At 54.3% G+C, this 10,637-nt stretch carries 7 protein-coding genes and 1 pseudogene; all 8 read right to left on the bottom strand.

The annotated features are described in order from the left end of the window. Positions 1-54 precede the first annotated feature (54 nt). Complete coding sequence (locus tag VI25_RS21885) at positions 55-1,545, bottom strand: RagB/SusD family nutrient uptake outer membrane protein (RefSeq protein WP_045690609.1); 1,491 nt, start codon at positions 1,543-1,545, stop codon at positions 55-57. A 13-nt stretch (positions 1,546-1,558) separates the two neighbouring features. Continuing rightward, positions 1,559-3,328, bottom strand: coding sequence for a SusC/RagA family TonB-linked outer membrane protein (locus tag VI25_RS27430; protein WP_052695777.1), 1,770 nt, complete (start codon positions 3,326-3,328; stop codon positions 1,559-1,561). Further along, positions 3,325-4,668 carry a SusC/RagA family TonB-linked outer membrane protein gene (locus VI25_RS27425; protein ID WP_236705199.1) on the bottom strand — a complete coding sequence of 448 codons (1,344 nt, stop codon included), beginning with the start codon at positions 4,666-4,668 and terminating at the stop codon, positions 3,325-3,327. The genes VI25_RS27430 and VI25_RS27425 overlap by 4 nt, the downstream gene beginning before the upstream one ends. A gap of 922 nt (positions 4,669-5,590) precedes the next feature. Next, on the bottom strand, positions 5,591-7,600 hold the full coding sequence (locus VI25_RS21875) for an alpha/beta hydrolase family protein (protein ID WP_236705198.1): 2,010 nt from the start codon (positions 7,598-7,600) through the stop codon (positions 5,591-5,593). A gap of 17 nt (positions 7,601-7,617) precedes the next feature. Continuing rightward, positions 7,618-8,046 carry a hypothetical protein gene (locus VI25_RS27420; RefSeq protein ID WP_236705197.1) on the bottom strand — a complete coding sequence of 143 codons (429 nt, stop codon included), beginning with the start codon at positions 8,044-8,046 and terminating at the stop codon, positions 7,618-7,620. A 395-nt stretch (positions 8,047-8,441) separates the two neighbouring features. Then, positions 8,442-8,606: a hypothetical protein gene (locus tag VI25_RS25415; protein WP_161807018.1), complete on the bottom strand. Its 165-nt coding sequence runs from the start codon at positions 8,604-8,606 to the stop codon at positions 8,442-8,444. Positions 8,607-9,252: 646 nt separating this feature from the next. Further along, positions 9,253-9,657 (bottom strand): hypothetical protein, encoded by a 405-nt coding sequence (locus VI25_RS21870; protein WP_045690482.1) that lies wholly within the window; start codon positions 9,655-9,657, stop codon positions 9,253-9,255. Positions 9,658-10,368: 711 nt separating this feature from the next. Beyond that, positions 10,369-10,637, bottom strand: a pseudogene (locus tag VI25_RS25410) (MBL fold metallo-hydrolase); the annotation flags it as partial.

Genomic DNA, 10,637 nt, shown 5'->3' with positions numbered 1-10,637 from the left:
TTTTATTTTCTCACGGGTAGCCTACTGCAGTGTATCCAGCCCAAAAAACTGTTTCTACAAGGGGTTCTGCACAATGGCTTTATTGACATTGAGCTCGGCCTGTGGAAACAGGAATTGCCACTCCTTGACGCCAGCCTCCACCCGGAGGTTGCCACCGGTGAGAGCCCAAGCCCACTGGGCAATATGGTTCTTGCCTGTTCTATCCAACGCGCTATTGGTGCGTTTCAAGTCCAGGAACCGGAAGCCTTCGCCCCACAGTTCAATCCGGCGCTGGAAAAGGATTTCGTCTACCAAGGCCTGCCCCGTACGGGTAGACCGCACGTACTGCGGGTCTCGCGCACTCACCAGCGTAAACAAACTGCCAGCGGCGGAAGCCAGCCCTTGCCGGGCCTCGGCTTCGGCCTGGATCAAATACAGCTCGGCTAAGCGCATATGCGGCACGTCCCCAATGCTCAGGTTGGGGTCTGCCACCAGAAACTTCTTCTGCCCGTACGGCGCTTTCACGCCCCCAGCAGGAACCGGGATACTGGCCCCAGTCGGGTCCCAGAGGGCCTTGCGGACGTCGGTGGCCGGGATTTGATTGTAGAGCACCGAGTTAATTTTCTTCGGGTTTTGCCGGATGGCGGTCGAGCTGTAATTGGCCGACATGTAGGCGAAGAAAGAGTAGAAATAGTTAGTCTGGTCGGCCTGCATTTTACTGCCCCACAGCCACTCCGGGTTTTCCACACTGTTGAACCCGCTCGTGTACTGTGCCCGGCTCATGAGGGTAGCGCCGCTCTGCTGGATGGCCTCCTGCGCAAACCGTGCGGCCACGGGCCAGTTTTGCATAGTGAGGGCCACCCGAGCTTTGATGCCTTTGGCTACGGCCGCGTTAAAGTGGGATTTTGCCGGGCGGTTGCCTAGGCCAGTCAGCAACCCGATGGCCGTGTCCAAATCCGTATTGATCTGGGTGTATACTTCCTCCACGGTAGCACGTGGTTGGCCTTCCGTGGTGCTAGTAATCAGCAAGGGCACTCCTAGCTGGCTGTTGGTTTTACCAGCTTCGTACCGCTCGCCAAACGCCTGCACCAATTGAAAATGAGCCCAGGCACGATACACGAGGGCTTCGCCAATTATCATCTGCTTTTCCGCTTCCGGGCCGGTTGCGTTGTCTAAGCCATTGATGAGGATATTGGCGTTGGCGATGATGCGGTAATAGAAATAGTACCAGGCATGGTTGTACGTGGTAGAAGAAGTAGCATTACGGTGCGACGTCCAGTTGTGCTCATTGGCCCACCAGCTGGTGCCTAGCGTCTGCACCCAGTCTTCCCCCAAGGCATCCATCATAATCTTCATGGAGCCTTCTCCGCCCTGGTTTTGGCTACCATTGTGTTGTAAATACAGTATCCGATGGATGCCATTGAGTGCGGCCATCCCATTCTTAGTGCTGGACAGCACATTCTCTTCGGTCACCGCATTGGTTGGTGCCGTTTCCAGATACTCCTTCTCACAAGAGGAAAAAATCATTGCGCTGGCTAGCAACGCGCTGTATATCGTCTTTTTCATGACCAATCAGTTGCTACAAAGAAAGATTCAACCCCAAAGAAAGCACCCGGGCGGGCACGTACACCGCCGACGTCGTACCCGAGAAGGTTTGCGCCACATTCATTCCCTTTCTCTTGGAAACCAACGCTAGGTTTTCGCCCGTGGCGAAGATGTTCACGTTGCGCAGCTTGAGCCGGGTAGTGAGGGGGGCCGGGATATTGTAACTCAAGCTCACCGAGCGGAAGTTCAGGTAAGAAGCATCCACCAACCACCGGTCGGACGCCGCTGCCAGGTTGGCCGTATTTCCTACTTGCAGCTTGGGAACGTCGGTGATATCACCAGGATTCTGCCACCGGTCCAGCATGTCCTTGTGCATGGCGCCGCCGTAGGTGCCGTGGTTCATCAGGGTCGCATACTGGCCGTCATAGAACTTGCCTCCTACCGAGTAGGTAACCAAGGCTGACAGGGTAATTCCTTTAAAGGAGAAGGTGTTGGTGAAGCCACCCGAGAACTTTGGAATAGCCGTGCCAGCGTAGTGGAATCGGCCGTTGTTGGCGTTCCAGGTTACGGTATCGGAGCCGATGATCTTGCTGTTGGCTTCGTTGTAGGTGATGGCCCGGTAAAGCGCGTTCCCATTTTCTGGATCAACGCCGTAATACTCCCGCAGCCAGAATGCCTGCAAATCCTCGCCTACTTTCAGCTTCTTGGTGCCAGACACCAGTTCTGGGTAGGGCAGCTTGGTTATCTTGTTTTTAAAGGTGGTCCAGTTTACATCAAGGTTCCAGGTGAAGGCATCTGTTTTGATGATGTCACCAGCCAGCCGGAGCTCAACGCCCTGGTTGTACATGGCCCCCACGTTTTCAATTCGGTTGGCTACTCCGCTGGAGAGCGGGAGCTGCACTTCGAATAGCAGGTCCTCGGATGTCCGCTTGAAATACTCAGCCGAACCGTTCAGACGGTTCTTGAGCAATGCGAATTCAATTCCTGCATCGAAGCTGTTGTTCTTCTCCCACACCAGGCCCCGGTTACCCAGGGTTGCTTGCGAGAAGCCCGGCTCGGCGGCGTTGTTCTGGCCCAGCGTGTAGAGTGCCTGCCAAGCGTAATACTGGCTGCCGTCCCCATTTTCAAGGTTTTCGTTGCCCACTTGCCCGTAGGAAGAACGAAGCTTGACCATATCAACCCAGTTGGGTTTGGTGAAGAAGGTTTCCTGGTCCAGGCGCCAAGAGCCCCCCACAGACCAGAAGCTGCCCCAGCGTACGTCCTTATAGAAGCGGGAAGAGCCGTCGCGCCGATACGAGGCGGAAACTGTGTATTTGTCGTTGAACGTGTAGTTCGCCCGCCCGAAATATGACTCTATTCTATGCTCTTGCAGGTACGTGTTGAAGTTATTGATGGTGCTGAAGTTTTGCAGCTCCGTATTATCGGCAATTACCTCACCTGACTTAGAGCCGCTCAGGTAGTCCCGGCTCCGGCTGTAGTTCTCGTGGCCCAGCAATGCATCCACCGTGTGCACGCCCGCTAGCGTCCGGTTATAATTGAGTAGCTGGTTGGCCGTGTAGCTCGTCAGGTTATACAGCACGCGGCCCGCTCGCCCGGCTGGGGCACCATCGCCCACTTGGGTGTTTTCGTAAGTTTGCTCTTCGTAGTTGGTGATATCCGCGGCGAAGTTTGCCGTCAACTTGAAGTCCTTCAGGAAGGTAATTTCCCCGTAGGTTCTGCCCCCAAACACGTTGCGCCGGTAGAGGTAGTTATTCCATTCCGTTTCGGCCACAATGTGCCGGCCCGGGTACACTGGGCGGGTCATAGTGGGGGAGGAGCCTCCCAAATCGTACACCCGTTCGCCATTCGCGTCCAGTACATAAGCGCCCGTGGCGGGGTCGTGCTGGTAAATAGGTAGATCGGACCAATTCCGCGGCTGAAGAAAAAGGGATTCACGAAGCCCGTGGAGCTACCCGTATTGGCCTGATTGGAGTTGGTCAGGGTGTAGTTTATGTTCACGCCAGCCTTAAACCAGTTGGTCAGGTTGGTGTTGACGTTCATCCGACCCGAGAATCGCTCGAAGTCTGATTTAATCAAATACCCCTTCTCGTTCAGGTAGCCCAACGAAACATAGTAGTCGCTTTTCTCAGATCCGCCATTGAAACTCACCGTATAATCGGAGCGGGAACCGTCCCGGGTCAGGGCCTTTTCCCAGTCTAGGTCATCTTCCCACAGCAACTGCGCATCCGGATTCAGCGTGCCATCTTGTAGAACAATCTGGTTGTTCGGAACATTGAATGGGTTGTAGCCCAATAGGCCCTTAATGTCGGCAGTTGCCCGTTGGCTTGCTTGTGCCCTGGTAACGGTTGCGCTGACTAAGCTATTTCGGTAGGCTTCCCACATCAGCGGGTAATACTCGTACGCGTTTACACGCTCATACTCGGGAATTGCACGCGAGGAAACACCCTGTAACGCCCGCAGATTCACCTGCACCCGGTCTTTCTTGCCCTTCTTGGTGGTAATCATCACCACCCCATTGGTGGCCCGGGAACCGTAGAGAGCCGTAGAGGCCGCATCCTTCAGTACCGAGATGCTGGCTATATCCTCCGTGTTCAGGTTTGATAAACCGGCTGTGTACGGTACCCCGTCCACCACGTACAGCGGGTCGTTGGCGTAGTTTACTGAGCTAAACCCCCTGATACGGATGTCAGGGCCGGAGCCCGGCTGCCCAGAACCGGCGGAAACCTGCACCCCAGGTGCTTGGCCAGCAATGGCGTTGGTAATGTTGGTTACCGGCCGTTGCGCTAGTTTCTCGGCTCCAATCTGCGTTACGGAACCGGTGTACGTCGCCGGATCTGCCGTACCGTAGGCAACTACCACTACTTCATTGAGGGTTTTGGAGTCGCTGGCCAAGCTCACATTGATGGTGGGTTGGCTGCCCACGGTCACCTCTTTATTGAGGTAGCCGATAAAGGTAAATACCAGCGTCCCGCCGCCGGCTGGCACGTTTATGCTGTAATTTCCTTGCTCATCGGTTGGCGCGGCTGTAGAAGTCTCTTTCAGATGGACTGTTACCCCGGGCATTCCTTCGCCCGTAATGGCATCGGTCACTCGTCCTGTCACCGCCTTGCTCTGTGCCAACGCCTGCGTTGAGAAGGCTGACATCAAGACAAAGCTAGAAAGTAAAGATTTCTTCATGTGGATTATGTTTTGTTGAATGATCAAGGTGTTTACTGCTCTACTCTACCGTTTTCTGGCATCTCCCACTCACTACTTTCTACACGCTACCAAGCCATGTTCCAACGGGATACGATACTTCTCCTCAAGGCCTTGAGAGGTGGAAGTGCTATGGGTGCTTCCAAAGAGTAGTAAGGGAATAGCTTATTGGCCGTTATTCCTGGGCAGGCGTGCGCCTGCTACTCCTGATTAGAGTGCATAGGGACGTACTCGCAGTAATGAGTGTAAGCTAGAAAAGGCGCTTAGATAAGGACAGGTACGCTCATCGGCGTTGGGTCTTCCGCATCTACTATTTCACCGGTAATATCTACCGCGCTACTCACAAATCGCTCTTCATCGGGGGTGAAATCTGCAAAAGAGATAAGCGTATTATTCTCCCATGTACTTTGTATTATCGGTTGAGACTATTTCGTTTACAGATGCTAATAAAGAGTATAATATCAACAATCACATAATTGTGTTAGTATTTTTATCTGTACAGCGACAGTATGATTGCAGATATTGCAACCAAAATCAGAGGGAATCTATCTTATAAAAGTTATATAAATCCCAGTGTTGACTTCGAATAATTGTACTTTTACACGCAAAAACTGTTGATACATATTTTTTTCAGTAACTGACGTGATTGGTGATTATGGAGAGCGTATCTCGACCTCCTATGCCTCAGTAAAGTTGAAGTTGCAATCGTTTTGCAAGAGGATACAAGCCGACAGTAGTCTAGATTGCGCCGAACACAGCTTGCCAAGGCCCGGCGCTGGAACAGGTAAGCAACTGTGCACACGCAAAAAAGCCTGAACTACTACTTGGTAATTCAGGCTTCTTGCTTTTATCGTGTGCTTCCTTGGCCGTGCTAGTTTGCTGGCTTAGATGGTTTCACGTACTTATCCAGCCACGCATTCGTCTCCCACAGCACGTGGAGCAGGTTTTCGCGGGCTGCATAGCCATGCGCCTCGGCTGGTAGCACTACATAACGAGCAGTAGCGCCCTGGCCTTTCAGCGCGGAGAAGTATCGCTCACTCTGAATGGGAAAAGTACCTTGGTTATTATCGGCTTCGCCGTGGATAAGCAGAAGAGGGGTCTTCATCTTATCGGTGTAGTTAAACGGCGACATCGCATTGTACACCTCGGGGGCCTGCCAGTAGCTGCGCTCTTCACCCTGGAATCCATAGGGGGTGAGGGTACGGTTATAAGCGCCACTGCGGGCAATGCCCGCTTTAAACAGGTTGGAGTGCGACAGCAAGTTGGCCGTCATAAACGCGCCGTAGCTGTGGCCCATCACGCCTACACGGTCAGCATCCACTACGCCCAAGCGCACTCCTTCATCGATGGCTGCCTTGGCGCTGCTCACTAGCTGCTCAATATAGGTATCGTTGGGGTCTTTGCTACCCTCTCCAACTATCGGTACGCTGGCATTCTCCAAAACGGCGTACCCTTGGGTAACCCAGAATACCGGCGAGCCCCCACCCAGGCGGGTAAAAGTGTAGGGGGAGCCGCTCACCTGTCCAGCAGTATTTTTATCCTTGAATTCTAAAGGATAGGCGGACATGAGCGTGGGCAGGGGGCCGTCGCTTTTCTTGTAGTTTGGGGGCAGGTACAGGTTGGCCGTCAACTCCACCCCATCGGCGCGTTTGTAGTGCAGCACCTGTTTGGGGAAGCTGCCGCCAAATGCCGCGTACGGGTTCGGGAATTTCGTTACGGCGGTGAGCTTATCTTTTTTAGTGGCGTCGCGCAGGTAATAGTTCGGCGTTTGCGTAAGCGACTCGCGGCGAGTGAGCAACTGCCGATTTTTGCCGCTGGCATCAATAATGGCTACTGGCACCTCGTACACGGGCGCTTCTGACCGCCACCAGCGGGTAGTTTTTTTGCTGGTTAAGTCTAGTTCGTCCACAAAAGGCCGGTCGCCTTCGGGCGAAGCGCCCGTGCCCAACAAGTATAGGCTCTGTCCCGCAGGTCCCCCCGTGAGCAGCACCGATTTTCCTTGGGCATTGCGGTGCTCGTACGGCGTGCCGGGGTCCTGGTACTTATCTTCCGACGACCCTTCGAACAGCACAGCGAGCGGCGCGGTTGGCTTGCTAGGGTTCAGTTGCCAAGTAGTTTCGTGTCGGTCCGCCCAGCGGTAACCTCTCATTAAAGCTAGTTGGCTGGTGCCCCAACTCAACCCACCAAAGCGTAAGGGCAAAGCGGCCAGTTCCTGAGGCGCGCCCGTAAACGGTGCTTCCAAGGTGAACACCTTGTCGCGGATGTCCGCTTTGGTTTTGGGGTTGCCGCCGTCTTGGGCTTCCACGTAGTAGAGCGTAGCGGGCACATCGGCACGCCACGCGTGATTGCGCGGGCCGGTAGGTACCGCATCATTCCCAATGGGTACGGCATCGGCCAAGGGCAAGTCAACCACTGCTTTTACTGAGGCCCCAGTGTTCATATCCAGCACATCGATGCGCTGTGGAAACCGGCTGATAGGCAGCGTGTATGAATACGGCCGGTGGCGGGTGCGCAACAGAACGTACTTGCCATCAGGTGAAGGCGAGGCGGTTTGAATCAGGCCGGGCTTACCCAGAGGGCGGGTTGTCCCATCGGCTACGTTTACCTTCACTAACTGGGAAGTGGCGTAGTAGTCGAACAGGCGCTCATCGGCGGGGTTTTTCAGCAAATCCTGGTAAGTACGGGCCGCCGTCTTTATGCCGCCGCCGCTTTCCTGCACCGCCGGGCCAGTAGGCGCGGTATCGGCGGAAGGAGCAGCACCGCGGCCAGCCGGCACGGTGCAAGCTACAATCGTCTTGCTATCGGAAACCCAATCAAAGGAGTTACCAAACGCATCGTTGAGGGGAGTAGCTAACAGGCGACGGGCAGTGGCTGTAGCCACGTCAACAACCCAGAGCTCTACGCGGCCGTCGGTGCGGCGCCGGGGTTGGTTAGCGCAAAGGCGATAGTCTTGTTATCAGGCGACCAGCTTACGTCGCTGATACGAGCCTGAACGGGCAGGCCTTTTACCTCAATTTCGGCACCCGTAGGCAGGGTTTTGAGCTTGATGCCCACGGCGTAGCTCACCCGGCTTTGCCCGTTGGTACGGGGGTTGATGCGCAAGCCGGCTAAGCGCAGTTCGGGCTGGGCTAGTTCGGCTACAGTAGGAAAGTCCTGCACTTGCAACAAAGCCATGGTACGGCCATTCGACGCGAGGCTAACGCGCGGAGTAGGCGGCGCCAGCAACAGATCTTGCAGAGCTTTAGGGGGTGTTTGGTACTTGAAATCCTGGCCCTCAGACACGACAGCGACGAGTAGTAAAGTGGCAGAAAGAAGCAGTTTTTTCATACGCAGAAATGAGAAAGAGGCTATTATGGCACACTGCCGTGATGGGTAAGCTAACAAGGATGCAGGTTGTGAACAGTACCTACCAAGAATTGTAAGCGCTGCGGTTAAGGCTGGTTTCTGCCTGGCAGCTGAGTAGCTAGTCCTTGCAGATATCCAAAGGCAAAAGTCGAGGCCGAAGCGCTTCGCAAAACCAGTTGTAGAAGCGTGGATCAATCAAGGTGACCGATTGAATCCAAACATAATAGGATTCTATCTTTCTTTCGTCATAAAACATAGCTTCAACATACCAAGCGCCCCTAGTATAACTACATAGTTGCGTTGGTAGGATGCGAATTGATAATGAGATTTTTGTAGCAAGGTTAAGCTTGACAGCAAGGAAATGATAGGGCTGCTACCTAGGCTACGATAGCGGGCGTCCGGTGGCGGAAACGCTCCCAAAGGTTCTCCTCACCCAGGACATCCCGGACCAATAAGGAAGTAGGGTTCAATAGGACGACTTCGTAAGTCAGCTCCGTAACTGCCATATGAATTTCTGGAATGGTGATTTGCGTATGGGGCATTCACTGAACGCCTGGTTGTTCCCGGCGCATAACTTCCTGAGAAATGAACAATTTTGCTTCCTCTGGGCCTTCGGTTACAAGTAAATTTGGTACTAGTCCAACATAGTGAGATCTACTACTTTGGCTTTTTCCAGGGAAAGGATAATAAATGGCTCGCAATGCAGCAGTACTCGTTGCGGTTTGCTAGGCGTTGCGCTGCGTAGCAATCTGGCCAAATAGGGTTTCGGTCACCACGCTCACTACCCGCAGGCCGGCGGTCAACGCCCGTGGGTTGAACGCCTCTAACCGGCGCTACGCTCCTCCTGAATGGCGCTTATGCGCCGCACATCACCCATCCAACCCCAGGGCGTGGCCAGGCTAACATGTTGCTCGTAATACTGGAGCACCGCTCCTTGTAAGGCGATGAATTCTGCCTGGTTAGCAAAGCCGTACTACTGGGTAATCACGCACAGCACCGAAGAATTGGCTAGTGCTACCCCGTAGGCGTTCCTAAAACAACTGTTCACTCACGGCTGCTAGCCTATCTCGTGCACAAGAGTAAACGCCTGAGTTATGATGAAGTTGGCAACAAGAAAGTGCACCGCGTGGCTACGACCATGGGCTTGATAGAGCTGGCCACTAGGCACCTCGCCAGGGCACGAAGCGGCTACAGCGGAGCCGTCGCCCAGGCCCGTGCCTGCTCGATAGTAGTGAAAAACTGACTGGTCAGCTGCGTGTTGGGTATGACGTCCGTCACGAGCGCCTGCACCCCCATGCGATTCATGGCGTCAAGCGACTCTACCACCGCAAACCGCTGTCCCCCTGACTCACTCAGCCCACGAAAAACGACGTCGCCGCTCCATTGCAAGTCTGCTTGGCGTAGGGCCCGCAACAGGCGGTTATCGGCAATAAGTGCCTTCGTCTGGTAGTGGCGGGCAAAGCGCATCAACTCGTCGATGGAGGCGCGAAAGTCGGCACTCGGTACGAAATCCAGCCAGTGCAGTTCCAATGTGTTGTGGGTAGTGCGGTGAAGATAAATATGCAGGTAAGACGAACTAAATAGCGTTTCCATAAAGCAGTGGCTACCGTCGTTAGTGGGTAGGCAACAGGTAAAGGTAAGACAATACAAGACAGCAGGGATTAGGACCATCACGACAGAAAAGAGTTGCCCTGCGGCTGCCTAGCTGTCCATGCCCTCATGGCGGCCAAGGTCACTGACCTATGGTGCCTCCGTTGCAGCAGCAAATACCTGACACGCTAATACACAGGGGGAGTAAAGGCGAGGCCAAACCATGCCTTTTCCTGAGAATACCTTTGTTAATAGAAAAATAAATAAATACGTACTGATCCAGGCTCTCTTGTATGCCGCTGTTTTAGCTAACACTCTGCTTCACATCAAGTTGACCCCAGCCTGTTTACACGTCTTTCCTACTTCCCGCTCAAGTTCCGCGCTTTGCTTATCTATTCTACGCTGGCAGCCGAGCCAGTACCTCACGTTTGTGGTGTGGGGATGCATCACCTACGGAACTGACTTTGTGAAATTTAACAAGGCGAGCGTACTCGTGCGCGTGGTTGGCTTTTGGGGAAGCTAGACGGTTTTCAACCCTAACCCGATTGCTCTTCCACTGATCGGTCAGAAACACCTACGGTGGCAGGTACTCGTAGAAGAGTAACCCACACTAACCAAGTCTCCGCTGTTTCTTAGCGCCCTGGTCCTTCTGCATACCCAGTTTGGGGTATCAGCACATGCGCCGAGCGCCGCTGAATATCAACGGTGGAGTAGCTACGCAAATTTTGCCCGCAACTGCTCATTGGCCTGCCCCTGCAAGGGCCGGCCGTGCCCAAACACGGCTGTGTCGAACGACAGCGCGCTGGATTTTAAGATGCTTTGCCGGCCTAGCTCCCGGTCTTCGTAGAGGGTGCTGTAGGCTAGGCCTACGGCGTGCGAGCATAGGTCGGCGGCAATCAGCACGCCCTCATTGCGCAGCAGCAGGGCCACGTGGCCGGCGCTATGGCCCGGCGTGTGCACCACCTGGACGCCCCCCAGCAGCG

It is taken from the genome of Hymenobacter sp. AT01-02 (assembly GCF_000961955.2).
Taxonomy (GTDB): domain Bacteria; phylum Bacteroidota; class Bacteroidia; order Cytophagales; family Hymenobacteraceae; genus Hymenobacter; species Hymenobacter mucosus.
Note: the sequence above shows the minus strand (reverse complement) of the source record. Positions and strands in the feature narration are given on the sequence as shown.